The sequence below is a fragment of the Frigoribacterium sp. CFBP9029 genome, assembly GCF_034045305.1.
In the GTDB taxonomy this organism is placed as follows: Bacteria; Actinomycetota; Actinomycetes; order Actinomycetales; family Microbacteriaceae; genus Frigoribacterium.
Window position 1 is genome coordinate 97,737 of sequence record NZ_JAXCWB010000001.1, and the last position, 25,591, is coordinate 123,327.

The 25,591-nt window shown below is 70.3% G+C and carries 23 protein-coding genes; 10 read left to right on the plus strand and 13 right to left on the minus strand.

Annotated elements, in window-relative coordinates:
* Nucleotides 1-6 precede the first annotated feature (6 nt).
* Nucleotides 7-1,806, minus strand: a complete 1,800-nt coding sequence (locus SOM11_RS00440; protein ID WP_320476879.1) for a hypothetical protein — start codon at nucleotides 1,804-1,806, stop codon at nucleotides 7-9.
* 181 nt (nucleotides 1,807-1,987) lie between these two features.
* On the opposite strand from SOM11_RS00440, the gene SOM11_RS00445 reads away from it, so the two are divergent.
* Nucleotides 1,988-2,950: a glycosyltransferase family 2 protein gene (locus SOM11_RS00445; RefSeq protein ID WP_320476880.1), complete on the plus strand. Its 963-nt coding sequence runs from the start codon at nucleotides 1,988-1,990 to the stop codon at nucleotides 2,948-2,950.
* Nucleotides 2,951-2,966: 16 nt separating this feature from the next.
* Here SOM11_RS00445 and SOM11_RS00450 read toward each other — a convergent pair whose 3' ends face one another.
* Nucleotides 2,967-3,701: an ABC transporter ATP-binding protein gene (locus SOM11_RS00450; RefSeq protein ID WP_243213575.1), complete on the minus strand. Its 735-nt coding sequence runs from the start codon at nucleotides 3,699-3,701 to the stop codon at nucleotides 2,967-2,969.
* Nucleotides 3,698-4,531, minus strand: a complete 834-nt coding sequence (locus tag SOM11_RS00455) for an ABC transporter permease (protein ID WP_192058505.1) — start codon at nucleotides 4,529-4,531, stop codon at nucleotides 3,698-3,700. The genes SOM11_RS00450 and SOM11_RS00455 overlap by 4 nt, the downstream gene beginning before the upstream one ends.
* Before the next feature lie 140 nt (nucleotides 4,532-4,671).
* On the opposite strand from SOM11_RS00455, the gene SOM11_RS00460 reads away from it, so the two are divergent.
* From SOM11_RS00460 to SOM11_RS00475, 4 genes are all read left to right on the plus strand, one after another.
* On the plus strand, nucleotides 4,672-5,784 hold the full coding sequence (locus tag SOM11_RS00460) for a glycosyltransferase family 1 protein (RefSeq protein ID WP_320476881.1): 1,113 nt from the start codon (nucleotides 4,672-4,674) through the stop codon (nucleotides 5,782-5,784).
* Complete coding sequence (locus tag SOM11_RS00465) at nucleotides 5,781-6,641, plus strand: glycosyltransferase family 2 protein (protein ID WP_320476882.1); 861 nt, start codon at nucleotides 5,781-5,783, stop codon at nucleotides 6,639-6,641. The genes SOM11_RS00460 and SOM11_RS00465 overlap by 4 nt, the downstream gene beginning before the upstream one ends.
* A 212-nt stretch (nucleotides 6,642-6,853) precedes the next feature.
* Nucleotides 6,854-9,286 (plus strand): glycosyltransferase, encoded by a 2,433-nt coding sequence (locus SOM11_RS00470; protein ID WP_320476883.1) that lies wholly within the window; start codon nucleotides 6,854-6,856, stop codon nucleotides 9,284-9,286.
* A complete protein-coding gene (locus SOM11_RS00475; RefSeq protein ID WP_192058515.1) occupies nucleotides 9,286-10,434 on the plus strand; it encodes a glycosyltransferase family 2 protein in 1,149 nt (382 codons plus the stop codon). The genes SOM11_RS00470 and SOM11_RS00475 overlap by 1 nt, the downstream gene beginning before the upstream one ends.
* A gap of 66 nt (nucleotides 10,435-10,500) precedes the next feature.
* On the opposite strand, the gene SOM11_RS00480 is transcribed toward SOM11_RS00475, so the two are convergent.
* Entirely contained in the window at nucleotides 10,501-12,435 is a 1,935-nt protein-coding gene (locus SOM11_RS00480) for a glycosyltransferase family protein (protein WP_320476884.1), read from the minus strand.
* A gap of 95 nt (nucleotides 12,436-12,530) precedes the next feature.
* Between SOM11_RS00480 and SOM11_RS00485 the strand changes: the two genes are divergently transcribed.
* Complete coding sequence (locus SOM11_RS00485; protein ID WP_192058519.1) at nucleotides 12,531-13,610, plus strand: hypothetical protein; 1,080 nt, start codon at nucleotides 12,531-12,533, stop codon at nucleotides 13,608-13,610.
* Between the two features lie 24 nt (nucleotides 13,611-13,634).
* Here the strand turns inward: SOM11_RS00485 and SOM11_RS00490 are convergent, their stop codons facing one another.
* The 5 genes from SOM11_RS00490 to SOM11_RS00510 all read right to left on the minus strand — a co-directional run bounded on the left by SOM11_RS00490 (nucleotide 13,635) and on the right by SOM11_RS00510 (nucleotide 17,451).
* Nucleotides 13,635-14,711: a glycosyltransferase family protein gene (locus tag SOM11_RS00490; RefSeq protein WP_320476885.1), complete on the minus strand. Its 1,077-nt coding sequence runs from the start codon at nucleotides 14,709-14,711 to the stop codon at nucleotides 13,635-13,637.
* Nucleotides 14,712-14,731: 20 nt separating this feature from the next.
* Nucleotides 14,732-15,592, minus strand: coding sequence for a glucose-1-phosphate thymidylyltransferase RfbA (gene rfbA, locus SOM11_RS00495; RefSeq protein ID WP_320476886.1), 861 nt, complete (start codon nucleotides 15,590-15,592; stop codon nucleotides 14,732-14,734).
* A complete protein-coding gene (locus SOM11_RS00500) occupies nucleotides 15,589-16,206 on the minus strand; it encodes a dTDP-4-dehydrorhamnose 3,5-epimerase family protein (protein ID WP_192058525.1) in 618 nt (205 codons plus the stop codon). Before SOM11_RS00500 ends, rfbA begins: the two co-directional genes overlap by 4 nt.
* Nucleotides 16,207-16,258: 52 nt before the next feature.
* Nucleotides 16,259-16,489: a hypothetical protein gene (locus SOM11_RS00505; RefSeq protein WP_192058527.1), complete on the minus strand. Its 231-nt coding sequence runs from the start codon at nucleotides 16,487-16,489 to the stop codon at nucleotides 16,259-16,261.
* A gap of 62 nt (nucleotides 16,490-16,551) precedes the next feature.
* Nucleotides 16,552-17,451: a M15 family metallopeptidase gene (locus tag SOM11_RS00510; RefSeq protein ID WP_320476887.1), complete on the minus strand. Its 900-nt coding sequence runs from the start codon at nucleotides 17,449-17,451 to the stop codon at nucleotides 16,552-16,554.
* Between the two features lie 126 nt (nucleotides 17,452-17,577).
* Between SOM11_RS00510 and rfbB the strand changes: the two genes are divergently transcribed.
* Genes rfbB through SOM11_RS00525 form a run of 3 tightly spaced genes read left to right on the plus strand, consistent with a single transcriptional unit; the run spans nucleotide 17,578 to nucleotide 20,565 of the window.
* Nucleotides 17,578-18,561: a dTDP-glucose 4,6-dehydratase gene (gene rfbB / locus SOM11_RS00515; protein WP_192058531.1), complete on the plus strand. Its 984-nt coding sequence runs from the start codon at nucleotides 17,578-17,580 to the stop codon at nucleotides 18,559-18,561.
* Nucleotides 18,561-19,451, plus strand: coding sequence for a dTDP-4-dehydrorhamnose reductase (gene rfbD / locus SOM11_RS00520; protein WP_243213598.1), 891 nt, complete (start codon nucleotides 18,561-18,563; stop codon nucleotides 19,449-19,451). Before rfbB ends, rfbD begins: the two co-directional genes overlap by 1 nt.
* The gene (locus tag SOM11_RS00525; RefSeq protein ID WP_192058536.1) at nucleotides 19,426-20,565 is read left to right on the plus strand and encodes a glycosyltransferase family 4 protein; all 1,140 of its coding nucleotides are present in this window, start codon (nucleotides 19,426-19,428) and stop codon (nucleotides 20,563-20,565) included. Before rfbD ends, SOM11_RS00525 begins: the two co-directional genes overlap by 26 nt.
* Nucleotides 20,566-20,688: 123 nt before the next feature.
* On the opposite strand, the gene SOM11_RS00530 is transcribed toward SOM11_RS00525, so the two are convergent.
* Genes SOM11_RS00530 through SOM11_RS00540 form a run of 3 tightly spaced genes read right to left on the minus strand, consistent with a single transcriptional unit; the run spans nucleotide 20,689 to nucleotide 23,718 of the window.
* On the minus strand, nucleotides 20,689-22,032 hold the full coding sequence (locus SOM11_RS00530) for an LCP family protein (protein ID WP_320476888.1): 1,344 nt from the start codon (nucleotides 22,030-22,032) through the stop codon (nucleotides 20,689-20,691).
* On the minus strand, nucleotides 22,029-22,574 hold the full coding sequence (purE, locus tag SOM11_RS00535) for a 5-(carboxyamino)imidazole ribonucleotide mutase (RefSeq protein WP_320476889.1): 546 nt from the start codon (nucleotides 22,572-22,574) through the stop codon (nucleotides 22,029-22,031). The genes SOM11_RS00530 and purE overlap by 4 nt, the downstream gene beginning before the upstream one ends.
* Before the next feature lie 16 nt (nucleotides 22,575-22,590).
* Nucleotides 22,591-23,718 carry a 5-(carboxyamino)imidazole ribonucleotide synthase gene (locus SOM11_RS00540; protein WP_320476890.1) on the minus strand — a complete coding sequence of 376 codons (1,128 nt, stop codon included), beginning with the start codon at nucleotides 23,716-23,718 and terminating at the stop codon, nucleotides 22,591-22,593.
* 122 nt (nucleotides 23,719-23,840) lie between these two features.
* On the opposite strand from SOM11_RS00540, the gene SOM11_RS00545 reads away from it, so the two are divergent.
* Complete coding sequence (locus tag SOM11_RS00545; RefSeq protein WP_320476891.1) at nucleotides 23,841-24,302, plus strand: GtrA family protein; 462 nt, start codon at nucleotides 23,841-23,843, stop codon at nucleotides 24,300-24,302.
* Here the strand turns inward: SOM11_RS00545 and SOM11_RS00550 are convergent.
* The gene (locus SOM11_RS00550; protein ID WP_320476892.1) at nucleotides 24,278-25,582 is read right to left on the minus strand and encodes a UDP-glucose/GDP-mannose dehydrogenase family protein; all 1,305 of its coding nucleotides are present in this window, start codon (nucleotides 25,580-25,582) and stop codon (nucleotides 24,278-24,280) included. The two genes, SOM11_RS00545 and SOM11_RS00550, sit on opposite strands and share 25 nt — an antisense overlap.
* Between the last annotated feature and the right edge of the window lie 9 nt (nucleotides 25,583-25,591).

A 25,591-nucleotide genomic window follows, 5' to 3' on the forward strand; every position in this document is an offset into this window, starting at 1 on the left:
GTCTCCTCACGAGACGACCACGGTCTTGCACGAGCCGATGGCGATGTTCTTCCCGACGCCCACGTTGATCCCGTAGGCGCACACCTGGCGCGTGCCGGGCGCGACGCCGGAGATGCTCGCCGAGTAGCCGTGAGCTGCCCCGTAGCCCGGGTAGGCGCCGGCGACGTCGGGGCGCGAACCGGTGGCGGGTGTCGCGAGGACCGGCTTGCCGTCGATGTAGAGATGCACGGTGATGGAGGAGGCCGTGTCGGGGTCGAGCGCCCACCCGGATGCCTTCACGACGCCCTTCTGCGGACTCGTGGTCGAGTCGAGCCGGCCGACGGGAGAGCCCGACGGCACACTGACCGTCTTGCAGCCGAGGAGGGCGTTGCTGCCCCGACCGACGTTGATCCCGTAGACGCAGACGCGACGATCACCGGGCTTCAGGCCCGTCAGCGTGGTCGAGTAGCCGTGTGCGGCCCCGTAGCCGGGGACGGAGGACACGATATCCGGGCGCGCGCCGTTCGCCGGGACCGACGTCACCGCCCGACCGTCGACGTAGGCGTGGACGCGGATGGGCGCCGTCGTGTTCGGGTCGATCGCCCAGCCGGCCAACGAGACGGTGCCGGGGCCCGTCGCGCGCACCGAGTCGACGCTGCCCCGCGGCTGCGTCGGCGTCGTCACGGAGCGGCAGCCGAGGAGACTGTTCTTCCCGACCGACACGTTGATCCCGTAGGCGCACACCTGGTGGGTGCCCGCGGAGAGCCCCGTGAGCGTGGCGGCGTACCCGTGTCGGGCACCCCACTCGGGGTAGGCGCGGGCGATGTCCGGTCGATTGCGATCGGCGCGGACGCTCGTCGTCGCCCGCCCGTCGACGTACAGGTGGACGGAGATCGGCGCAGCGGTGTCCGGGTCGGCCGCCCAGCCGGACACTCGAGCCACCCCGAGCCCGTCGAGGGAGGCCGCGTCGAGGGCGCCGCGCGGGTCGACCCTGCCGATGGGGCTGCCGAACCAGTCGCTGAAGAGTCGCCAGAAGTTGCGGTTGCCGTAGGCGGAGCACGAGTCGCCCGTGCCGTACAGGTTCTTCAGAGCCGCCGCGTTGGGCTGATAGGGCGTGTAGTAGTAGAGAGCCGCTGTCGCCTTGTTCTGGATCGTCACCCGGGAGCTGCCGCAGGAGGGGGCGTTGGCCTGGTACGAGACCGACACCGTGCCCCCGACGGGGAACCACGTGAAGAAGTCCGAGGCCACGGAGTAGTTCTTGAACTGACGCGCAGCCGAGTAGATCTGCCGGTCGAGACCCGCGAAGGCGGGGTCGCACGCGGCCGTGTCGGGGCAGCCGTAGCCGAGCGCCCGGTCGAGGGTCGACCGGCTCGGCGACCTCGACGTCGTGATGAGCGACTGCTCCTTCTCAAGGGTCACCAGGAGCACCTTGGGGTTGATGCCGCATGCCGCGGCGACCCGCGAGAGGACGTCCGCGAACCGCACGGACCTGCCACCCGTGTAGGCACGGCACACGTTGTCGGCCACACGGTTCTGCGAATCGACCCTGACGTGCTTCAGACAGGTGGCCCCCGTGCACGACGCGCTGCCCCGTGCCTGGAGGAAGGTCTGCACCTGATCGCCGGTCATCGACGACGCATCGTAGAAGTTCTGATCGCTGATGATGAAGCCGGGGTTGAAGTCCGAGCCCGTGGCGGCCTCCGCCCGAGGGGCCGTCGTCCCGTCGGCCACGACGGCGACCGTCGCCAGCAGCATCGACGCCGCGACGACCGCCACGACCCTGGTCAGCGCTCGTCGCGGTCGTGCCCGCCTGGAATCGGTGAACATAGGCGTATCCCCTGATCGGTCGACGCCGCCGGACCCAGCGCGGGAGTGCCCCTGCGGTCCGAGCGCCTGATCGCTCTGATATTCTCGGGCCGGATGCTGGTCCAGACGTCATGTGTTGTGCAGCGATCATAACCTCGACCGTCGTCGGGTCGCGACCCATAAGTTCGGTGAAAGGCGACGCATGATCTCCGTCGATGTCGTCGTCGTGAACTGGAACGGCTCGGCCGTCCTGGGCGACTGCCTCCGGTCCCTGCTGGTCTCGGCCGACCGCTCCAGCCGCGCCGTGACGATCACGGTCGTCGACAACGGCTCGGTCGACGACTCGGTGGTGCTCGCCCGCGCTGTCGCTCCGTCGGCGGCGATCGTGCGTTCGCAGGTCAATCTCGGCTTCGCGGGCGGCGTGGCGCTCGGGATCGACTCCACGACCGGCGAGGCGATCGTCCTCGTGAACAACGACGCCACGGTCGACCCCGACTTCATCGAGCGGATCGTCGACGCCCTCGACCGCGGCGGTCCGCGGCGCGGCGCCGTGACCGGGCACATCGTGCTCGCCGGAAGCGAGGACGACCGCGGCGTGCCGCTCGTCAACTCCACGGGCTCCGAGGTCGGGCCCACCGGCAACGGGCGCGACCGTGGCTACCTCGAGAGGGACGACGCGCCTCCTGCACCTCCTGAGGTGTTCGGCTTCTGCGGCGGCGCCGCCGCCCTCCGTCGGAGTGCTCTCGACGAGGTCGGGAACTTCGACCCCACGCTGTTCCTGTATTACGAGGACACCGAGTTGAGCTGGCGCCTGCGACGACACGGATACGACGTCGGCTACGCCCATGACGCGGTCGTGACGCATCGACACGCCTTCAGCAGCGGGCTCGACAGCCCCGTCTTCACGTTCTACAACACGCGCAACCGGCTGATCGTCGCCACCCGCCACGCTCCGGCCCGAGTCGCCTCCGCAGCCTGGGCGTCCGCCCTGGTGAGGATGGCCCGTCTCGCGACGAGCCCTGCGGGACGGCGCACGCTGGGGCCGGTCGCTCGAGGCACGCTCGGCGCGCTACGGGCGCTCCCCCGCGATCTGGCGACGCGCCGACGACTGCGTCGTACGACGACGCTGACCTCCGCCGAGATCCGCGCGCTGATCACACGCTGACGGAGACGCCGGAGCATCACTGCGAGCGCATGAACTCCTCGTACTCGGCGGAGACGGGCTTGGCCTCGCCGACCCTGACGAGCTTGCCGCGGTCGAGCCAGGCGACGTGGTCGCACATGTTGCGGATGTTGGCCATCGAGTGGGTGACGAGGATGACCGTGCGACCACCGTCGCGGAGCTCTTCGAACTTCTTCGCGCTCTTGCGCTGGAAGGCCGAGTCGCCGACCGCGAGCACCTCGTCGACGACGAGGATGTCGGGACGGACGGTGATCGCGATCGAGAACCCGAGCCGGACGTACATGCCCGACGAGTAGTTCTTGACCGGCTGGTCGATGAAGTCGCCCACCTCGGAGAAATCGATGATCTCGTCGAGCCGTGCGGAGATCTGCTTGCGGCTCAGCCCGAGGATCGACCCGTTGAGGTAGATGTTCTCGCGCCCCGACAGCTCGGGGTGGAAGCCGCTGCCGACCTCGAGCATCGCGGCGAGACGCCCCGTCGAGGAGATCGTGCCGCGGTCGGGGTAGAGGATCTTCGCCAGGGTCTTGAGCAGCGTGGACTTGCCCGAGCCGTTGCGACCGATCAAGCCGAAGGTCGACCCCTGGGGGACGGTGAAGCTGACGTCGCGCACTGCCCAGAAGTCCTCATGGACGGAACGACCCCGCATGGCGACGGACTTGAGCGAGCGGTTGCTCTCTTTGAACAGGCGGAACTTCTTCGAGACGTGGTCGACGACCACTGCGGGTTCGGTCACAGCATTTCCGCCAGCTTCTTCTCGTTGGCCTTGAAGACCAGGATTCCCACGACCGCGAACACGATGGTCCAGGCGAGGCACCAGAGCGTGTCGCTCATGTCGGGCAGACGGTTGTCGTACAGCAGCTGCCGGAAGACGCTGATGAAGCGTTCGAGCGGGTTCAGCTCGTAGATCTGCAGCAGCGTGATGTCGCCGACGATCGGCCCGAAGTTGGCGGACCGGTCGGCGACGTAGCTCACCGGGTAGACGACGGGGCTCAGGTACATCAGCAGTCGGAGCGCGATGCCGATGATGTGCTGCATGTCCTGGAAGTAGACGTTGACCACGGCGAGGATGAGCCCGATGCCCGTCGACATGATCACCAGCAGCACCATGAAGACGACGACGAGGGGCAGGAACGGCAGCACGAAGGCGCCGGCCACCAGGACGGCCGCGGCGAGGATCAGCATCTCGATCGACCAGTTGAACGCCGCCGAGAACGAGGCGGCGAGCACGAGGTTCGTCCGCGGGAAGTAGACCTTCTTCACGAGAGCCGTGTTGGCCCAGATGGCGCCCATGCCGCCGTTCACCGCGTTCTGGAAGAACTGGAAGGGCAGCAGCCCGCAGAGCAGCCAGAGCGCGAAGACGTCGAGTCCGCTGGGATCACCGGGGCCCGGGTCGCTTCGGAAGATGATGCCGAAGACGATCGTGTAGACGAGCATGGAGGCGAGCGGGTTGAGAAGCGACCAGAGCTGTCCGAGAACAGTGCGCTTGTATCGTCCCGTGATCTCTCTCATGGTGAGATTCAGCAGGAGTTCCCGGGACGCCCAGAGTTCTCGGAAGTACGTCATGCAACAGCTTTCTGCCAGGTGGCGACAGAGACTCGTCGCCGATGCTCCTGGTCTAGACTCGAAAGATCGACACGTCATCATACTCGAACGCCTCTCGGCACTCGACCAGCACACCGAGGGTCCTCCTCGATGCGACGTCGATGCCCGATTCGCTCGGCGGCGTCGGCCGTTACATCGTCTCGCTCGTCCGTGAGGTCGCCTCGCGGGGCGTCGTCGAGCTGATCGTCGTCGTCAGCCCCGGGGCGGAGGCCGAGCTGCTCCGTGCGGCCCCGGGTGCGCGCATCTTCGCGGCACCCGCCCTCACATCGTCGACCCTCGGTCGCTTCGTCTGGGAGCAGACGGGCCTCCCCCGCCTGGCCGACAGACTGGGCGCCGACGTCATCCACTCGCCGCACTACACGATGCCTCTGGCCACACGTCGGGCCCGCGTCGTCACACTGCACGACGCGACGTTCTTCAGCTCACCCGAGTGGCACATCCCGTCGAAGGCGCGGTTCTTCCGAGCATGGACACGACTGACGGCGCGTCTCGCCGACACGGTCGTGACACCCAGTCGGGCCACCGCCGAGGGGGTGCGCGAGGCCCTGGGGCGCCCGCTCCGCCGTGTCGTCGTCGCTCCTCTCGGAGTCGACGGGGAGATCTTCCATCCCGCCACCGCCGCCGACCGCCAGGCCCTGGCCGACGCCGTGCCCGACCTCCCTGCGACCTGGATCGCCTTCCTCGGGACACTCGAGCCCCGCAAGAACACGGCGGCGCTGATCCGCGCGGCGAGACGGGTCGCCCGAGAGCGCCGGGCCGCCGGTCTGAGCGCGCCCGCCCTGCTGCTGGCGGGCGCACCGGGGTGGGATGCCACGGTCGACGACGCGGTACGCGACGCGGCGGACGATCTCGACGTGCGCCTCCTCGGCTACCTGCCCCTCGAAGCCCTCGCCGCGTTCCTCGGCGACGCCGACTGCGTGGCCTACCCCAGCCTCGGCGAGGGCTTCGGTCTGCCGGTGCTCGAGGCGATGTCGTGCGCCGCGGTGGTCGTGACCACGACGCGCCTGTCGCTGCCCGAGGTGGGCGGCGACTGCGTCCTGTACAGCGACGTCGACGACGCGTCGCTCGCCGCTACACTCGTCACGGCCCTGTCCCCCGCGAGCGACGACCTGCGCCCTCGTGCCCGAGAGCGTGCCGAGACCTTCGACTGGGCGTCCTGCGCCGAAGCCCACGAGCGCGCCTGGACGGGTGCGGCGACGAGAGGACACCGATGAGCCCCGACGGACGCATCCTCATCGTCACGGTCACCTACGACTCGGGCGGGCATCTCGAGAAGTTCCTGGCCTCCGTGCCCGCGGCCACGACGCGGGCGTACACGGTCGTCGTCGTCGACAACGGCTCGTCCGACGGCGCCCCCCGCGCCGCGGCCCTCGCCGACCCCGACCTCTCGTTGCTCGAGCTCGACGAGAACGTCGGCTACGGCAGCGCCATCAACGCCGCTGCGCGGGATCTCGACGCCGACGTCGACTGGATCCTGATCGCGAACCCGGACACCGAGCTGGCACCCGGCTCGGCGGACGCACTCGTCGAGGAGGGCATGCGGGACGCCCGCATCGGCGCGCTCGGCCCGGCGATCACCGACGAGGCGGGCGTGCCCTACCCGTCGGCCCGACGGTTCCCCTCGATCGTCTCGGGAACAGGCCACGCGCTCTTCGCCCGCATCTGGAAGAACAACCCCTGGAGCACCGCCTACCTGATGGCGGGGGTCGAGGGCGGCTCGCGCGACGTCGACTGGCTGAGCGGCGCGTGCCTGCTCGTCCGCCGCGAGGCGTACGTCGACGTCTCGGGCTTCGACGAGGGCTACTTCATGTACTTCGAAGACGTCGACCTCTCGCTCCGGCTCCACCGGGCGGGCTGGCTCAGGCGCTTCGTCCCGTCGGCCTCGATCGTCCACGTCGGCGCGCACTCGACGTCGGGTCGGCGGGCGGCCATGGTCAAGGCGCATCACGTCTCGGCCGGGCGGTTCGTCGACACCCTCTATCCCGGTCCTCTCGCCGCCCCGCTCCGGCTCGTGGTCCACGTCGGCCTGCGTGTGCGGGCTGCGCTGCTCGCGAGACACGGGGCCCCCTGACCCGACGGGCTGCACGACGACCCCTGGGTAAGATCGTGTCGACGTCGCGGCCCTCGACATTCACAGACGGAGCAATCATCAACGAACGCACGAGCCCCTTACCCGCTCTTCGAGACCGTGCCACCGCCGGTCTGCGGAGTCTCGCTCAGACGCCCAAGGCGGCCCCCGTCCGGCGCGAGCTCTGGGCGAGACGCATCGCCCGGGCCGGCGTCGTGGATCGCCGCTACTACGAGATCCAGACGGGGCAGACGTTCTCGTCCGACGAGGCGGCGGCGCGTCATCTGATGAGCCGGACACGCGGTGAGGACTTCTCCCTCAACCCCCTCTTCGAGCCCGAATGGCTGCTGGCTGGGCTGTCGACTCCGGCGGAGAAGCTCGGCGTCGCGTACCTCCTCGACGATGCGGCGGGCACCTCCTGCGGGCCCGTCGACGACCGCTTCCCCGTCGGGGCGGAGGGGCCGCTGTCGCAGCTCCGCTCGCTCCAGACCGACGACTCCACCGCGGCGATCCGCGCCGCCGTCGTCGAGAACGCGCGCCGTTTCGCCGAAGAGCGTGCCTGGCTCGCACCGGTCGGCGCCAAGCGCTCGACCGCCACCGATCCGGCCATCGCCGGTCCGCGCGCCGTGACGGTCGTCATCCCGACCTCCCTCGAGGCCTCCGACCTGACCGAGCGTCTGAGCGACCTCGCGGCCCAGACGCACGGCGACTGGAAGGCCGTGGTCGTCGGCGACGTCGACTCCGCCCGCGACGTCGTCGCCGGGTCGGGTCTCGCCGTCGACCGCTTCACGTTCGTGGCCGCCGACGGCGACCCGAGCCGCATCCTCGCGGCCGCCCTGGCGCAGGTGGCCTCGGGCCCCGTCGGCTTCCTGGTCGCGGGGTCCCGCTGGGCTCCGAGTGTGCTGCTCGACGGGGTCACCCGCTGCAGCGGAACATCGTTCGCCTGGTTCTCGGCCGGCGTCTCCGAGCACAACTCCGATCTCGTCGCCTGGAGTGCCAACGACCTCGGTCCCGTCGCCCTCCGCGAACGCGGCATCGACACCTCTCTGGCCGCCGTCGTCGTCGAGGCCGAGCTCGTCGCCGAGATCGGCGGCATGGACACCGACCTGGGAGGCGCGGAGGACTTCGATCTCCTCATCCGCCTGCTCTCGTCGGGCCGCGGCGTGCGCGCGGGGCGCGGTGTCCGACACACCTTCCCCGAGCGACCGGTGAGGCCGCGTTCCACCGCAGACCCCCGGGTCTGGGAGAAGGTCGTCGTCAGCAAGCATCTGATCGACTGGGAAGCCCTCGAGGTCGGACTCCCGAAGCGGGTCGCCGGGCGCATCTCCGTCTGCATGCCCACCTACGAGGACTGGTCGATGACCCGCCGCGCGGTCGCCGCGGTGCTCGACTCGTCGCCCGACGGCGACGTCGAGGTGGTCATCGTCGACAACGGCTCGCGTCGCTCCGTGTCGTCGATCCTGACGGCCCTCTACGAGGACGAAGACCGGGTGCGCGTCGTCCGCTCGCCCCGCAACCACAACTTCTCGACGGGCTCCAACCTGGCCTTCGCGCAGAGCTCGGGCGAGTTCGCGATCTTCCTCAACAACGACACCGTGGTCGCACCCGGGTCGTTGGCTGCGCTGCGCGATCGACTCAGCGAGGCGCCCGATGTCGTCGGCGTGCAGCCGCTCCTCCTCTATCCCGATGGCACCGTGCAGACCGCCGGCACCTTCTTCAACGGCGAGCGCATCATGCCGTGGCACTTCCTGGCGAGCCACCCGCGCAGCGATGCGTACGCCGCCGGGGTGCGACGGTTCTCCGCCGTCACGGCCGCAGCGCTGATGATGCGCGCGTCGGACGTGGTCCAGCTGCGCGGGTTCGATCCGGAGTTCCAGAACGGTCTCGAGGACGTCGACCTGTGCCTGCGCGGCAACCTGCTCCGCGACGACGCCCACTTCGAGACGGTCCTCGAGTCGACCGTCTTCCACCACGAGTCCAAGAGCGTCGGCCGGATGAACTCCAGCGTGCTGAACCGCGGTCTGTTCGACCTGCGGTGGCGTGGGCGCTATCCCGCATCGGACCTCCCCCGCTACACCGCCGCCGGTCTCCAGGCGCTGCACACCACCGCCGGCACCCCCCAGGCCTTCCGCCTGCTGCGGACCAGCCACCCCGTCGTGGTGCGCCCGCCCCGCATGGTCCCCGACGGGCCGTCGGCTGGCCGTCCGAGCCTCCGCTGGGCCATCAAGGTCGACAGCGTGTTCGACGAGACCACCTGGGGAGTCGAGTCCACCGACCCGCTCGTCGACGAGATCCGCAGCGTCCTGCAGCAGCACGGACAGGAGGTCGTCGTCGACCAGCGCGGCACGCATTACCGCACCTCGGACTACCTCGACGATGCGACCGTGACCATCCAGGGCTCGGTCGCCGTCTCGCCGCAGCCCGGCGCGACGAGCTTCCTCTGGACGGTCGGCGACCCCGTCCGGATCTCCCCCGACGAAGCGCACTCCTACGACCTCGTCGTGGCGGACGGCGACGTCGGCCGGACCGCAGCGGTCCCCGCGACGCAGTCCGTGCTGACCCGGACGGGCTCGGTCGCCGACGACGTCACGGTGATGCTCGACAAGGCCATCGAGATCGTCTCGAGCCGCAGAGGCCCCGTCGCCTGATGACCGCCGACGACAAGACCACGAGAACCGGGAGCGCCGACGTGACGCTGGCTTTGACCATGATGGTGCGCGACGAGGCGGACATCATCGAGACGATGCTCGAGTTCCACCTCGCCCAGGGCGTCGACGAGATCCTCGTCACCGACAACGGGTCGGCCGACGGCACGACGGAGATCCTCGAGGAGTACGCGGCCGCGGGGCGCATCCGGCTGTTCCACGAACCGGTCCAGAAGAAGCAGCAGGGTCAGCTGGTCACCAACATGGCACGCCGCGCCCACACGGAGTTCGGGGCGGACTGGGTCATCAACGCCGACGCCGACGAGTTCCTGCGTCCCGTCGACCCCTCGAAGACGCTGCGCGACGTCTTCCGTGAGATGCCGACCTCGCTCGGGGCCTTCACCGCTCCGGTGGTCAACCTCGTCGGCCCTCCGGCGTGGTCGGGCTCGGGCGTCGGTCGTCTCGTCTGGCGCGACGGCCGCTCCGAAGAGCAGCTGCGCCTCGGCGGAGTCCACGCCCAGCCGACCCCGAACGCGATCCACGTCGGAGACGCGGGTGTCATCGTCAAGCAGGGCAACCACCACGTGTCGATCCCCTCGGCCGGCCAGCCGCCGGCCGGTCTCGAGCTCGAGGTGCTGCACCTGCCGTGGCGCTCGTGGCGCCAGTTCGAGCACAAGGTCGAGATAGCGGGTCGCGCGTACCGCGACAACCCGAGACTGAAGCCGAGCCCTCGTCACCACGGCATGCGCGACTACGCACGGCTCCAGCAGGACCGACTCCTGCCGATCTACCTGCTCCGCCAACCTGATCCCGCCGACCTGCTGCCGGGCGCCGACCACGGCCCCTTCCGGTTCGACGACTCCCTCGCCCGATCGCTCGAGCTCCTCCCCGCCCCTCGTCACGAGCTGGCTACGGCGCCCGAGAGCCTCATGGAGGCCGAGTTCGTGGCCGAGCAGCGTGAGCTGGCGCAGACGTACATGCTCGTCGAGGCCGACGGTGCCGCGGTCCTCGAGCTCGCCGAGGAGATGTGGGCCGAAGAGCGCCGTCAGCTCGTCGCCGAGATCGACCGTCGCGATCGCGAGCTCGAGGGATTCCGCAACCGCCGCATCGTCAAGGCCGCCGAGCAGCTGAACCGGCTCCGCCGTCGGTAGGCCCCGAAGGAGGTGCCGCGCACCTCCTTCAGGGTCCGCCCGATGGCCGGGACGTCGGCGGGACGATCAGGATCGGTGACGCACGACGTCCGTCATGAGGCGCCGTGCTCGGGCGTCGAAGGAGTGCTCGGCACCGATTCGGCGGGCGTTCGCCTGGATCTCCGAGTCGGGGGCCCATGCCTGATCGTCGCTCAGGAGTCTGCGGAGGTCGTCCGGGCTCGAGTACGCCTGCACGGACGGACCGAAGACGTCCGTGATGCCGGCGATGTCGTCCGACACGATGCGCGCCCCCGCGCTGGCCGCGTCGAACAGCCGGTTCGAGAAGAAGCCGAAGTCCCGCATGTCGGCCCAGTGGTCGTTCAGCACGATGCGGGCACCCCGGTAGTGACCCGGCAGGTCGTCGTTCGAGACGAACTCCCCCGCCACCGAGTCGGCGTCGACGAACTCCGCCCACCCCTCGCCGTAGAGGGTGAGGTCCGCGCCGGCCTGGAGGGCGTCTCGCACGATGGGGCGGAAGACGAGACGCGTCTTGCCGATGAACAGGACGTCGGACGCGACGTCGGATGCCTGCGCCCCGGCCGCGAACCGGTTCGGATCCGTGGCCTGCAGCAGCGTCTCGACGGGCAGACCCGTCGATGCGGTCGTCCTCTCAGCCCAGGCGGCGCCGGCCGAGTACCTCAGATCGAACAGCGACAGCTCGTCTCGTGAGACGAGTTCGGGGTGGCTGATGACCCAGAGGATGTTCGTCCGGGCCGACGAGGGCGTGGTGACGTCCAGCCCGCGGAGCGTCAGGCTGACGTCGTCCAGGTGCTCGGACCAGGGGCGGCTGTGCGCCTGCCGGTGATCGATGACCACCCGCTGGCCCAGACGACGGAGGGCGTTGGCGAGGTCGCGTGCGAAGAAGAGGTCTCCCCAGTCGTCGCCCCGCGCACCGGGGTGGGCCGCGATCTTGATCGACCAGCGGAGACGCGGGAGACCGTCGACACCGTCGAAGGCCGGATCGACTCGACCGCCCCCGACGACCGGGCGGGCCGGCCTGACGAGATGACGGACCGGCACCCGGGCGCCCGCGACGGCATCGAGGGAGAGCCCCGCCTGACCCAGGGCCGACGAGTCCGCGGGGATGTCGCTCCATGCCGCGACGAGCTCGGCCGCGGGCGCGTCGAGCCTGCGGGGCGCGGCACCGGACACCCGGTACACACGACCGACGGGCGTCGACGTCACGCCTCGGCCGCCGGACAGCCCCGCGTCGCGGGTCAGGGCGGTGATCGCGAGGACCTCGTCCGATGTCTCGGGCAGTCGCTCGGGCAGATCGACGAGGTCGGTGACGAACACCGGCTGCGTGGCGCCGAAGACCTCGGCCGCCCCCATGATCTCGGCGTCTTCGTAGGGATGCCCCTCGAGGAGGTCCGCAGGGGCCAGCGAGCGATGCGGACGGAACGCCCCGGCCGACAGGACGACGTCGTCGGTCCCCCGCACGACGGGGGTCGTGACGCCGCCGTCATGCAGCCCGACCAGTCGGACGATGACCGACGAGTCGATCTCGACGGCCGCGTCGAGCACGAGCACACGCGAGAAGGCGGCCCTGCTCGCACCGGCGGCGAAGGCCGAGGTCCAATCGTCGTGGAGGTCGGCGAGGAAGGCGCGCGCGGGCGCCGCCGTCGGCAGAGCGGTGGCCGCCGGGAGGCCCGCACCCTGATAGGCCGCGACGATCACCTCGTGCTCCGCGGAGATCTGCGGCAGGGCGGCGTCGAGCTCGGCGAGGCGGTGGGGCACGAAGGCGCCCTGGTCGTGCCGGACGGTGAGGACCACGGTCACGCCCGGTCGACCGGGCCCTGAGCGAGCGATGTCACGCACCCGTGTCGCCACCAGCGAGGGGGCCTGAACGGTCGGCGGATCGAGACGCCGTGCCGCGGCGGCGAGCACCGATCGGGGGTTCCTGGCCGCCGAGCGGAGGCGGTTGGTGAGGTGACCGAGGCCCGAATCTGGCGTTTCTCTCATTGTTCGAGCCTACTGGGGCATCCCCCGAGGTCGGCCTGCACCCTTGCCGTAAGATCGTCGTCGTCGCCGTCGTGGCGGATGGAAGGCAGGACAAGGTGCAACCCGAGAACACTCACCGCCCAGCAGCCGAAGCCGGCACCGCCACCGGACTCGGCACCGACGAGCAAGACGTCGTCGAGCTGGCGGCCGAGATCGCCGAGGTCGCAGGCCGGGCGGGCGACGTCCCCAAGCCCGAACTGGATCGTCTCCTCCGCCACACCTGGTGGACACCCACCATGCGCGCGCTCACCGAGGGGACGCTGACCCGCAGCGCGACATCGGGCGAGACGCTCGCCGGCCCGCTCGCCGCCGTACTGGGCGCGCGTCCCGAGGTCGTCGCCGGCCTCGAGCCGAAGCAGCGACGCATCTACCAGCTCCTGTCGGCCGATCGATCCGACCTCGCGTCGATGCTCCCCGACGTGCCCGGCGGCACCTACCTCAAGGGCCGGCGGATCGGGGCGGACGACCTCCAGCGAGGCTTCGACCTGGCACAGCAGATCGTCCGCAGCTCGGCCCCCGAACGACTCGTCACGACCATCTACGAGGCGCACCTGCTGCGTCACCTGATCGCCGTCGTGGATTCGGCGGACGACGCGGAGTTCGCCGAGCTCGCCGCCATCACGGGTCGCTTCGCGGACCGTCTGCGTCCGTACGTGCTGCACGCCGACTTCTGGCCCTGGGCAGGCTCCCTGACCGCGGCACTGGCGCACTCGGTCGAGGCGGCCCGGGCGGTGGTGCGCCTCGGCGAGACCGGTCGTTTCTCGCTGGTGCAAGAACGACGGGGCAAGTTCCTCATCGTTCCGGAGGCCGCGTACGAATCGACCCCGGCCGTCTCGACGGTCTTCCTCAACCGCAGCACGCTGGTCGAGAACGTGGTGCAGTCGTCACCTGGACAGGCCGACGGCGTCCCCGTGCCCCGGGCCGTCATCACCCGTCCCGGCAACTACGACGTCTTCGCCCGGCTCGACGTCCCCGGTGTCCTGGACCTCCCGTTGACCCTCGGCGCGGACAACAGCGAGCAGGCCGCTCGTGTGACGGTCCGCCCGTCCGGCGCCTTCCTGTCGCTGAAGACCAGCCCTCGACGCCGACGGAACCGCTCGGCGCGACCCAAGACGGGACGCCCCGTCCAGGCGTGAGCGGCGGTCCGAGACCGAGCCGCCTCACGACGACGGTAGACCACCCAGGCCGACGACCGCCTCCCACCATCCGTCGTCGACCCTGAAGACCCGCTCCTCCTCGACGTGGCTGCGGGCCTGCTGGGCGTGACGTCGGCGTCCGTGCGGGTCGTCGGACAGAGCATCGGCGGCCTCGCGCCACTCGTCGGGGTCGTTGCCGACCAGGACCGCTCCGTGCGGGCCCGCCTCGTCGTACGCGGTGCCCTGCGATGCGATGGTGGGGATGCCGAGCGCCGAGTACTCGAGGAACTTCAGGTCGCTCTTCCCACGGTTGAAGCCGTTCGACACGAGCGGGGCCAGGCCCACGCTCCATCGTGCGGAGGACGCACGGAGAAGACGCACGTACTCGGGATACGGCATCGGGGTCGATGCGAGATGCGAGAGCGAGTACCACGAGGCGCTCTCCGGGGTGACGCCCACGACCTCGAGACGGCGATGCGCCGACGGCACGCGACGGAGGAGCTCGAGATCGTCGCCGTGCGTGTGACTGCCCGAGTACAGGTACCACGATCCGCCCACGGCGTCCCGGTCGAGGGCCGTCACCGCCGACTCGCCCCGGGGATGCCCGCCCGGGTCGGCCGGCACCCCGCCGAACCAGAGCTCGGGGTCGAGTGCGTTCCGGACGACGACGACGGCTCCCGTGGAGTCCGGCCGCCGCGTGGCGAGCACCGCCGTGCTCGCCAGCGTGATGTCGGCCGCCGTCGACGCGACGTCGAAGGCCGCCAGTCGCGCAGGCGAGTAGTCCTGACCGAGGAGGCGCGCTCGGGACTCCTCCGACCAGAAGTCGTCGTCGACGTCATGCACCATCCGGATCCCGCGTCGGGAGATCTCGCCGACCGCGGCGGTGGCGAGCACGCTGTCCAGCAGGGCGTCGCGCTGGACGATCACGGCGTCGACCCCGTCGAGGTGCCGCCCCACCGCCAGCGCCTCAGGCGTGACGAAGATGAAGTCCGCCAGGCCGAGACGTCCGGCCCAGCGTGCCCGCAGGACCACACGAACGAACGCCGACCCGGGGTGCCTCCCGTCCGCGCCGTGGACGACCAGGGCGACCTTCGGTCGCACGATCGACCCCACGGCGGTGCTCAGCCCAGCAGGTTGCTCAGGTAGACCCCGTAGCCGCTCTTGGCCAAGGGCGATGCGAGCTCGCGGAGATCGTCGTCGGAGATCCAGCCGTTCCGCCAGGCGATCTCCTCGATGCAGCCGATCTTGTGGCCCTGACGGTCCTCGATGACCCGGACGTACTCGGAGGCCTGCATCATCGAGCCGAAGGTGCCGGTGTCGAGCCAGGCGGTGCCGCGATCGAGGACCTGCACCTGGAGGCGCCCCTCACGGAGGTAGCGCTCGTTGACCGTGCTGATCTCGAGCTCACCGCGAGCGCTGGGCTCGATGGTCTTCGCGATGGCGACGACGCTGTTGTCGTAGAAGTACAGACCGGGGACGGCGTAGTTGCTCTTCGGCGCGACGGGCTTCTCCTCGATGGACGTCGCACGGAACGAGTCGTCGAAGGCGACGACTCCGTATGCGGTCGGATCGGCCACGTGGTAAGCGAAGATGGTGGCTCCGTCGACCGTGGCGTTCTTCGAGAGGCTCGAGCCGAGACCCACCCCGTGGAAGATGTTGTCGCCGAGGACGAGGGCGACGCTGTCGTCGCAGATGAACTCCTCACCGATGATGAACGCCTGGGCGAGACCGTCGGGCGACGGCTGCACGGCGTACTCGATGCGCATGCCGAGGTGCGAACCGTCTCCGAGGAGCGCACGGAACTGATCGTTGTACTCGGGGGTCGTGATCACGAGCACCTCGTTGATGCCCGCCATCATCAGCGTCGACAGGGGGTAGTAGACCATCGGCTTGTCGTAGATGGGCATGAGCTGCTTCGAGATGCCCTTGGTGATGGGCCAGAGGCGGGTGCCGGACCCGCCGGCGAGGATGATGCCCTTCATGACCGGTTCTCCTTCGAATCGAGGGTGGCGTAGAACTCGCGCATGGCGTCGTAGGTGGGGAGCAGACCCTGCGCGGCGGCCTCGTCGAGACCAGGAGCGTCGGTGTCCTTCGGCGACAGGAGGGGTTCGCCCGCCTCGTCGGGGAAGACCAGACCGATGCGCTCGTCGAGCGGGTTGATGCCGTGCTCGCGGGCGGCGTTGAAGGTGTCGGTCACCAGATAGCTGACCGTCGCGTCGTCCGTCAGAGCGACGAAGGCGTGCCCGAGGCCCTCGGCCAGGTAGATGGCCCGGCGGTCCACGCCGTCGAGGAGGACGGAGTCCCATTCGCCGAAGGTCGGCGATCCGACCCGGATGTCGATGACGAAGTCGAGGACGGCGCCGTGGGTCGCCGTGACGTACTTGGCCTGACCGACCGGCACGTCGGCGAAGTGGATGCCGCGGACCACACCCCGCTTCGAGACCGAGGTGTTGGCCTGCCGGAGGTCGATGGAGTGCCCGACGGCCTCGGACAACCGGTCGAACCGGTACCACTCGAGGAAGACTCCCCGGTCGTCACCGAACTGCTTCGGTGTGATCTCGTAGCTGTCTGGGATCTTCAGTTCGCGAATCTGCACCCGGCGAGCCTAGCAAGGGCCTCCGCCGAGGCGGGGAGGACGAGCCCTCGACTCAGCCGCGCGTCCAGTCGGCGTTCTTCTTGACCGCGGCCCGCGGGATACCGAGGCCGTTCAGCACTTCGTAGAAGGCCACGGCGTTGAGGTTGCGGGCGGGGATGCCGACGGCGACGAGGTTGTTCATCTGAGAAGCGGAGGCGATGTGCCGGAGCGAACGGGTGTCGACCACGCAGGTGTACCCCCTGCCCACGCCGGAGAGCGAGTCGGTGCATCGGAGGAGCAGCATGTGGGGATCCTTCTGGGCTCGGGGATTCGGTGCGGAACGGGTCCCCGGGGAGGGGACCGCCGTCAGGGGCGCCAGTAGTCGGCGTCGACCCGGATGGCCTTGCGGGGTATGGAGAGACCGTTGGTGATCTCGTAGAAGGCCTTGCGCGTGACCTCGAAGTAGGGGACGCCTGCGACGCGCAGGGCGTTGATCCGGGTGATGACGGGGACGTGCCGGAGGCTCCGGACGCCGACGACGGCGGTGTAGATCGACGCGACCTCGGTGAGCGGCTCGACGGCTCGGAGGATCATCATCCCGGCGTCGGCAGGCGTCATCGCACCGCCACCGGTGGTCGCCGCGTAGGTGGCCACGTAGTCGAAGTGCCACGGCTCGGGCTGGGAGAAGGCGTTGCCCGTGGGCTTCCAGCCGTACGACATCGAGTTGGCGTCCATCCACCGCTTCGCCGCGGACCCGGCCGTCTGAACACCCGCACCGAAGTCGCAGGCGATCCCCCAGCCGTGATTCGACGTGCCGGGGTAGGCCGCCAGGTTGCCCGTTCCGTTCTGGTACTTGTTCCAGTAGTCGGTCTGACGCGCGAAGCTGCGGTATCCCTCGGTGATGAGCAGGGATGTGCCGATGGCCTGGGCGAAGGCGAGGCTCATCTTGAGGTACTGCCGGGCGGCGTCGTCGCGGAGGAACCCCGACCCGGCGACGTCGGAGACGACCCGGGTCAGCGCACCGGCGGGGATCTTGCCGTTCGAGTGCCCGCCCCAGGCCGACAGCGCCGCGAGCGCCTGGGCGTCCGCGACGGTCTCGACGGAGCCGGAGGTCTCGCCCAGACTGACCGCCGCCGATGCGCGGTCCGACTCGCCGGCGAGCACGGCCGCCGTGCCGAGGGTCGTCGCGGCCGCGGCGTAGGCCAGCACCCGTCGGCGCCCGAGAGAGGAAGCAGACCGCGTGGGGTCGTCTGGAGAGCAGACCATTGGTCAAACCTCTCATGCGGGAAGTGGATCGTCCACCCCCCTATCGGGCATCGGCAGAAAGGGGGACACGAGCGGCCTCCGGTAGCATCGACCGACACGTCCGCGCCTCAACACCAAGGAATCAGTGTGAAAATCCTCGTCACCGGCGGAGCCGGCTTCATCGGCTCCAACTTCGTCCGCCGCACTCTCGAAGACGCCTACCCGGGTCTCGAAGGCGCCGAGGTCGTCGTCCTCGACGCCCTCACCTACTCGGGCAACGAGGCCAATCTCGCCTCCGTGGCCGACTCGCCCCGGTACTCCTTCGTCAAGGGCGACATCCGCGACGGCGCACTCCTCGACACGCTCTTCCCCGGGGTGGACGCCGTCGTCCACTTCGCTGCGGAGTCGCACGTCGACCGTTCCGTCCGCGACGCGTCGATCTTCGTCGAGACGAACGTCCTGGGCACCCAGCAGCTCCTCGACGCCGCCCTGCGCAACGACCTGAAGCGCTTCGTCCACGTCTCGACCGACGAGGTGTACGGCTCGATCGCCGAGGGGTCGTGGGCAGAAGACCGCCCGCTCGAGCCCAATTCGCCGTACTCCGCCTCGAAGGCGGGCAGCGACCTCCTGGCCCGCAGCTACCACCGCACCCACGGCCTCAACGTCTCGATCACGCGCTGCAGCAACAACTACGGCCCGTTCCACTTCCCCGAGAAGGTCATCCCCCTCTTCGTCACGAACCTCATCGACGACAAGCACGTCCCCCTTTACGGCGAGGGCAACAACATCCGCGACTGGCTGCACGTCGACGACCACACGCGCGGGATCGCCATGGTGCTCGTCGACGGCCGCGCCGGCGAGATCTACAACATCGGCGGTGGCACCGAGCTCACCAACCGCGAGCTGACCGAGATGCTGCTCGAGTCCACCGGCAAGGACTGGTCCTACGTCGACCGCGTCGCGGACCGCCTCGGCCACGACCTCCGGTACTCCGTCGACATCTCCAAGATCCGCGACGAACTCGGCTACGAGCCTCGCGTCCCGTTCGCCGACGGACTCGCGGAGGTCGTGCAGTGGTACCGCGACAACCGTCAGTGGTGGGAGCCCCTGAAAGAGCGCGCGGCCCTCTGATGAGCACTCCGCAGAACCTCCGTTACCTCGTCACCGGCGCCCGCGGCATGCTCGGGTCCGACCTCCTCGAGGCTCTCTTCGGCCGCGAGGTGACCGTGCTCGGTCGCGCCGACCTCGACGTCACGGACCGCGACGCGGTCTTCTCCGCGGTGGCCGGGCACGACGTCGTGATCAACGCCGCGGCCTACACGGCGGTCGATGCGGCGGAGACCGACGAGGAGGCGGCCCGAGCCGTCAACGGGACCGCAGCCGGTCTGCTCGGCGAGGCCACCGCCTCCTCGGGGGCGAGACTCGTCCAGGTCTCGACCGACTACGTCTTCGATGGCACCGCCACGGAGCCCTACGCGGAGTCCACTCCCCTGGCTCCGGTCAGTGCCTACGGCCGCACCAAGGCCGAGGGCGAGCGCCTGGCCCGTGAGGCCAACCCCGACGGCACCTACATCGTCCGGACGGCCTGGCTCTACGGGCAGCACGGTCCGAACTTCGCGAAGACCATGCTCCGTCTGGCATCCACCCACGACACGGTGAGCGTCGTCGACGACCAGATCGGTCAGCCGACCTGGACTCTCGACCTCGCCGAGCAGATCGTCCGACTCGTCGACTCCGACGCACCGGCCGGTGTCTACCACGGCACGAACGGCGGTCGCGCGAGCTGGTTCGACTTCGCCCGTGCGGTCTTCGAGACCGCCGGTCTGGATGCCGACCGCGTGAAGGCGACCGACAGCTCGAGCTTCGTCCGCCCCGCCCCCCGCCCGGCGTTCAGCGTCCTCGGCCACGACGCGTGGACCGCTGCCGGCCTCGCTCCGCTGCGTCCGTGGGACGAAGCACTCCACGACGCCGCCGCGAAGGGGGTCTTCTCGTCCGATGACGACACTCCGAGTGGTCGTTGACCAGGTCCTCGCACCCGTTCCCGGCGGCATCGGCCGCTACACCGTAGAGCTCACGCGCAGTCTCATCGCGAACGCCCCGCGAGGGTGCGACGTCGAAGGCGTCGTGGCGGCCCACCCGCAGGCGGAGTACGACCGGCTCACCGATCTGATCCCCGGTCTCTCCGGGCTGGCCAAGGCGCCGCTCGGTCGGCGGGAGCTCTCGCTCGCCTGGCAGACCGGACTCGCCGGGCTCCCCGGGCGGGGCATGGTGCACTCGACGAGCCTGCTCGCACCGCTGTTCCGGCACGACCGTGCGCTCGAGCCCGCGACGCAGACCGTCGCGACCATCCACGACACGGTCCCGTGGACCCACCCGCACACGCTCACCCCTCGCGGTGTCCGCTGGCACAAGGCGATGGCCCGGCGCGCGCACCGGTTCGCCGACGCCGTCGTCGTCCCGACCCATGCGGTGGCCGACGAGCTCTCCGAGCGCTTCGACTTCGGCGATCGCCTCCGCGTAATCGGCGGCGCCGTCAGCCGGGACCTCACCGTGCCCGCCGATGCAAACGCCGTCGCCGACGAACTGGGTCTGCCCGAGGCCTACGCCCTCAGCATCGGCACGCTCGAACCACGGAAGGGCATCGAGCCCCTCATCCAGGCCATGGGACACCCTGACGCCCCCGACATCCCGCTCCTCATCGTGGGGCCGGCCGGTTGGGGCGACGTCAGCATCGCGGACATCGTCGCCCGCGAGAACCTGCCGGAGGACCGGGTGCGGTCGCTCGGCTTCGTCAGCGACCAGCAGTTGGCCGTGCTGCTGCAGCGCGCGACGGTCTTCGTCTTCCCGAGCCTCGCCGAGGGCTTCGGCCTGCCGGTGGTCGAAGCCCTGAGCCTGGGCACCCCGACGATCATCTCGGACACTCCGGCCCTCGTCGAGGTCGCGGCCGACGCCGCGGCCGTCGTGGCGCGAGACGACCCCGAGCACTACCCCGAGCGCCTCGCTCAGGCCATGTACCAGATCGTCAACGACGTCGAGCTCAGCACGCGGCTGGGAGTGGTCGGCATCGACCGCTCGCACGCCTTCAGCTGGTCGGACTCGGCGGACAAGGTCTGGCAGCTGCACGCCGACCTCTAGACCCGTCGACCCGATCCGTCGGGGCTCGGCCGACGGGGTCGAGTCCGGACGGGCGGAGGCCCGTCAGGCCACGAGCGAGCACCGCGAGGCCCGTCCGCCCGCGGGCGAGCAGCGCGAGGCCGGTCAGCCCGCGGCGGACGCGGTCGCGGCGGCGACGTCGGCGCGGATGATCGTGTAATCGGGGTACACGTTGTCGTAGGTCGGCGGCACGATCTCGAGGTCGCCGATCTCCTGCCCCTTCGTCTTCAGCGCCAGCTCGACGAACGCGCTCAGCGCTCCCCGAGGGATGTCGGTGTCGACGGTCTGCACGCCCGCGCTCGCGACCGCCTGGAACTTCGCCAGGACGGTCGTCGGCTGGAACTGGGTCAGCAGGGCCTGCTGCACCTCACGCTGTCTGACCATCCGGTGGTAGTCGTCCGATCCGTGCCGCGCTCGGGCGTACCAGAGGGCGTGGTAGCCGTCGAGGGTCTGTCGGCCGGGCTCGATCCACCCGTCGACGTTGATGGGCTCACCGGCCGCGTCGACGCCGCCGTTGATCGGGAGACGACCCTCGGTGTTGTCGACCTCGATGCCGCCGAGAGCGTCGATCAACTGCGCGAAGCCCTCCATGTCGATCAGCACGTAGTACTGCAGGGTCAGACCGGTGACGCCGGACACGGCGTCGCGCATCGCCTCGACCCCGGCGTTCGAGCCGTTCTGCTCGGCATCGGGATAGAGCTCGGGGTGCTCTTCACCGTAGGTGTAGAGGTAGCTGATCAGGCAGTCGTCACCGCAGGAGTACCCGTCCGGGTAGACGCCCCAGAGCGGCGATCCCTCGGAGAAGGGCGAGTTGTACAGATTGCGGGGGATCCCGATGAGCGTGGCCGCCCCGGTCTCGGCGTCGATGCTCGCGACCGAGATGCTGTCCGGACGCAGCCCCGTGCGATCGGCCCCCGCATCGCCGCCGAGCAGCAGGATGTTGTACCGGCCGTCGACGGGGTCGGCCGCCTGGGCCTGAGAGGTGAAGAGGTCGTTGAGCAGCCCGTGCTGCACACCCGAGAGATAGGCGCCCCAGGCGGCCGGGCCGACGGTGACGAAGAGCAGCAGGGCCATCACGCCCGCCAGGAAGCCGCGCGACGTCGGATTCGTGCGGACGATGCGGAGGAGTCTGAGGGTGTCGAGGGTCAGCACGACCCACAGCACCGCGAAGTAGACCAGGTAGACCTGCACGACGGTCAGGGCCACGACGCTCGTCGCCATCTCGATCAGGGGGCGGCGGAAGAACAGCGCCGAGAGCAGCACGACGACCAGCACGGCCCAGAAGACGAGGGTCGAGGCGAGCCCGATCCGACCCAGTCGCCGGTTGCCGGCCAGGACCTGGGCGGAGCCCGGCACGAGCACGTTCAGCACGACCAGCACCCAGGCCCGCCGGGTCATGAACGGCTCCGACCCGAGGTCGGGGTTGCGGACCGGCAGAGCCGTGCTCACAGCGACCGCTGCAGGGCCGTGTTCTTCTCCTCGACGAGCTCGCCGAGGCTGGTCGCGTAGTCCGTCAGCCGGGCGGCGAGGCCCGGGTCGGAGACCCCGAGGATGCGCGCGGCGAGGAGGCCGGCGTTGGCCGCCCCGCCGATGGAGACCGTCGCGACCGGGATGCCGGCCGGCATCTGCACGATCGACAGCAGGGAGTCGAGACCGTCGAGCTTCGCCAGGGCGACGGGCACGCCGACGACGGGCAGGGTGGTGACCGAGGCGAGCATCCCCGGGAGGTGCGCCGCGCCTCCTGCACCCGCGATGATGACGCCGAGACCGCGCCCGGCGGCCTCGCGCCCGAACCGGATCATCTTGTCGGGCGTGCGGTGCGCCGAGACGACCTCGACCTCGTGCGCGATGCCGAACTCGGAGAGGATCTCGGACGCGCTCCGCATCGTCGGCCAGTCGCTGTCGGACCCCATGACGATCGCGACCCGCGGCGGCGTGCCGGGATCGTTCGCGACGGAGGGGGCGAAGGAGGCGCGGTTCGGGTCGGACACGAGCTAGAGGATAGCGTCAGCCCTCGAAGAACGCCGCACCGGCGCGCGCCCGGTAGGTCGCCTCGTCGAGGTCGTCGCCGGTCGCCGTCACGTGCCCGACCTTCCGACCGGGGCGCGGGTCCTTGCCGTAGTCGTGCACCTTGACCGACGGGTGATCCGCCATGAGCGCGGGGAGCCGCTCGGCCAGGGTGCCCGCCTCGGGCCCTCCGAGCACGTTCACCATGACGCTCCAGGCGTCATGCGGTCTCGTGTCGCCCAGAGGGAGGTCGAGGACGGCACGGAGGTGCTGCTCGAACTGACTCGTCGTCGATCCGTCGATCGTCCAGTGCCCCGTGTTGTGCGGGCGCATCGCCAGCTCGTTGATCAGCAGGCGGTCGTCGTCGGTCTCGAACAGCTCGACGGCCAGCACGCCCGTCACCCCGAGCCGCTCGGCAACCGTGCGCGCGATGGCCTCCGCGGCCTCCGCCAGACGACCCGCGCTCTTCGGCGCCGGCGCGATGACCTCCGCGCAGACGCCGTCGCTCTGCACGCTCTCGACGAGGGGCCAGGCGACGATCTGACCGCTCGGGCGGCGGGCCACCGACTGCGCGAGCTCGCGGCGGAAGTCGACCAGCTCCTCCACGAGCAGTGCCTCTCCGTCGGCCAGGTCGGCGAACCAGTCGTCAGCACCGTCGGCCTCGCGGACGACCCGCACGCCCTTGCCGTCGTAGCCGCCGCGGGCAGTCTTGACGACCGCGCTGCCGCCGTGCTCCGCGAGGAACCGGCCGAGCGCCTCGGCGTCGCGCACGGCCGCCCAGTCGGGCACGGGCAGACCCAGCTCGCTGAGCCGACGGCGCATCACGATCTTGTCCTGCGCGACGGCCAGCGCCTCGGGCGACGGGTGGACGGCGACGCCGGCGTCGACGAGCGTCCGGAGGACGTCCTGCGGGACGTGCTCGTGGTCGAAGGTCACCGCATCGACGTCGCGGGCGAAGGCGAGGACCGTCTCGACCTCGTGGTAGTCACCCACCTGCGTCGCGGCGAGGCGCGCCGAGCTGCCCTCCGTCTCGGCCAGGACGCGGATGTCGAGTCCGAGATGGATGGCCGGGGGGACCATCATGCGGGCCAGCTGCCCGCCTCCGATCACGCCGATCCGGTAGGCCATGGTGTCTCCTCGATGCGGGCGTCCGTCCCGGACCCTGCGCGGGGCCGGTCCGAGAGGGGCGCGGTAGAATCTTCCGGGCTCGTCGAGCCCTCCCCATCTTGGCCGATACCCCGAGGAGGCGCATGCGCCGGCTCGCCCTGCAGCTCGTCCGCTACGGCACCGTCGGCGCCCTCGGGGTCGTCGTCGACCTGGGTCTGTTCAACGTCTTCCGGGCGACGGTCTTCGACCCGGAGCGCATCGCGGCCGGGCCGCTCCTCGCCAAGGTCGCCTCGGGAGTCATCGCGATCGTCGTCGTCTGGCTGGGCAACCGGTACTGGACGTTCCGCGCGACGCGACGCAGCCGCGCCCTCCGCGAGGCCGTCGAGTTCTTCGGCGTGGCGCTCGGAGGTCTCCTGATCGGGCTGGCCTGCCTCGGGGTGTCCCACTACGTGCTCGGATTCCGATCGGCAGCGGCCGACAACGTCTCGAGCAACGTCGTCGGCCTCGCCCTGGGCTCGGCCTTCCGGTTCACGCTCTACAAGCTCTGGGTGTTCCACCCCGCGCGGACCGGCATCGAGGCTCAGGGGCGGCCGAGTCCCCTGTAGTCGAAGCCGGCCGCACGCCAGGCTTCGGAGTCGAGCGTGTTGCGGCCGTCGACGACGCGAGCGTGCGACACGAGTCCGGCGACGACGGCCGGGTCGAGCTCACGGAACTCGGTCCACTCGGTGAGGACGAGGACGACGTCGGCGTCGCGGAGCGCCGACTCGACGTCCGTCGCGTACTCGAGCTCGGGCGCCACGCGACCGGCCGTGGCGTTCGCCTCGGGATCGAACGCGGTGACGATCGCGCCGCTCGCCCGGAGGCGGCGCGCCACGTCGAGCGCGGGCGAATCGCGGACGTCGTCGCTGTTCGGCTTGAAGGCCAGTCCCAGCACCGCGACGCGCGCCCCGGCGAGGTCGCCGACGAGCTCGCCGGCGAGCGCGACGACGCGATCGCGACGACGGAGGTTGATGGCGTCGACGTCGGCCAGGAAGGCGAGCGAGTCGAGACCGAGCTCGTCGGCTCGGGCCTGGAACGCCCGGATGTCCTTCGGGAGGCAGCCACCGCCGAAGCCGATGCCGGCGTTGAGGAACTTGCGACCGATGCGCGCGTCGTAGCCGATGGCGTCGGCGAGCTGGGTGACGTCGGCGCCGGTCGCCTCGGCGACCTCGGCCATGGCGTTGATGAACGAGATCTTCGTGGCGAGGAACGCGTTGGCCGAGACCTTGACGAGCTCGGCCGTGGCGTAGTCGGTGACCAGACGCGGCGTCTCGGCCGCGAGCGCGGTCGCGTAGACGGCGTCGAGCTGGGCGGCGGCCCGCTCGCCGGTCTCGCCTCGTGCGACGCCGTAGACGAAGCGATCGGGGGTGAGGGTGTCTTTGACGGCGAAGCCCTCGCGGAGGAACTCGGGGTTCCAGGCCAGATCGGCCCCCGAGGAGGCGCGCACCAGCTCGGAGAGGCGACTCGCCGTCCCGACCGGGACGGTCGACTTGCCCACGACGAGGTCGCCGTCGGCCAGGTACGGGAGGAGCCCCTCGACGGCCGCGTCGACGTAGGTGAGGTCGGCCGCGTGGCTGCCCTTCGTCTGCGGTGTGCCGACGGCGACGAAGTGGACCTCGGCGCCCGCGGCGTCGGCGAGATCCGTCGAGAATCGGAGCCGACCCGAGTCGAGCGCCCGGCCGAGGACCGCGGGGAGGCCCGGCTCGAAGAAGGGGGCGCGCCCCGCCGACAGCTCGGCGACCTTGCGCTCGTCGACGTCGATGCCGACGACCTCGTGCCCGAGCTCGGCCATGCAGGCCGCGTGCACGGCGCCGAGGTAGCCGCAACCGATCACAGAAATACGCATGGAGACACC

Coding starts and splice junctions, on each gene's coding strand:
- SOM11_RS00475 (WP_192058515.1), top strand. CDS start 9,286: ATGACCGCCGACGACAAGACCACGAGAACCGGGAGCGCCGACGTGACG.
- SOM11_RS00510 (WP_320476887.1), bottom strand. CDS start 17,451: ATGGTCTGCTCTCCAGACGACCCCACGCGGTCTGCTTCCTCTCTCGGG.
- SOM11_RS00480 (WP_320476884.1), bottom strand. CDS start 12,435: ATGAGAGAAACGCCAGATTCGGGCCTCGGTCACCTCACCAACCGCCTC.
- SOM11_RS00505 (WP_192058527.1), bottom strand. CDS start 16,489: ATGCTGCTCCTCCGATGCACCGACTCGCTCTCCGGCGTGGGCAGGGGG.
- rfbA (WP_320476886.1), bottom strand. CDS start 15,592: ATGAAGGGCATCATCCTCGCCGGCGGGTCCGGCACCCGCCTCTGGCCC.
- SOM11_RS00545 (WP_320476891.1), top strand. CDS start 23,841: ATGCGCCGGCTCGCCCTGCAGCTCGTCCGCTACGGCACCGTCGGCGCC.
- rfbD (WP_243213598.1), top strand. CDS start 18,561: ATGAGCACTCCGCAGAACCTCCGTTACCTCGTCACCGGCGCCCGCGGC.
- SOM11_RS00455 (WP_192058505.1), bottom strand. CDS start 4,531: ATGACGTACTTCCGAGAACTCTGGGCGTCCCGGGAACTCCTGCTGAAT.
- SOM11_RS00460 (WP_320476881.1), top strand. CDS start 4,672: ATGCCCGATTCGCTCGGCGGCGTCGGCCGTTACATCGTCTCGCTCGTC.
- SOM11_RS00440 (WP_320476879.1), bottom strand. CDS start 1,806: ATGTTCACCGATTCCAGGCGGGCACGACCGCGACGAGCGCTGACCAGG.
- SOM11_RS00550 (WP_320476892.1), bottom strand. CDS start 25,582: ATGCGTATTTCTGTGATCGGTTGCGGCTACCTCGGCGCCGTGCACGCG.
- SOM11_RS00525 (WP_192058536.1), top strand. CDS start 19,426: ATGACGACACTCCGAGTGGTCGTTGACCAGGTCCTCGCACCCGTTCCC.
- SOM11_RS00465 (WP_320476882.1), top strand. CDS start 5,781: ATGAGCCCCGACGGACGCATCCTCATCGTCACGGTCACCTACGACTCG.
- SOM11_RS00540 (WP_320476890.1), bottom strand. CDS start 23,718: ATGGCCTACCGGATCGGCGTGATCGGAGGCGGGCAGCTGGCCCGCATG.
- SOM11_RS00445 (WP_320476880.1), top strand. CDS start 1,988: ATGATCTCCGTCGATGTCGTCGTCGTGAACTGGAACGGCTCGGCCGTC.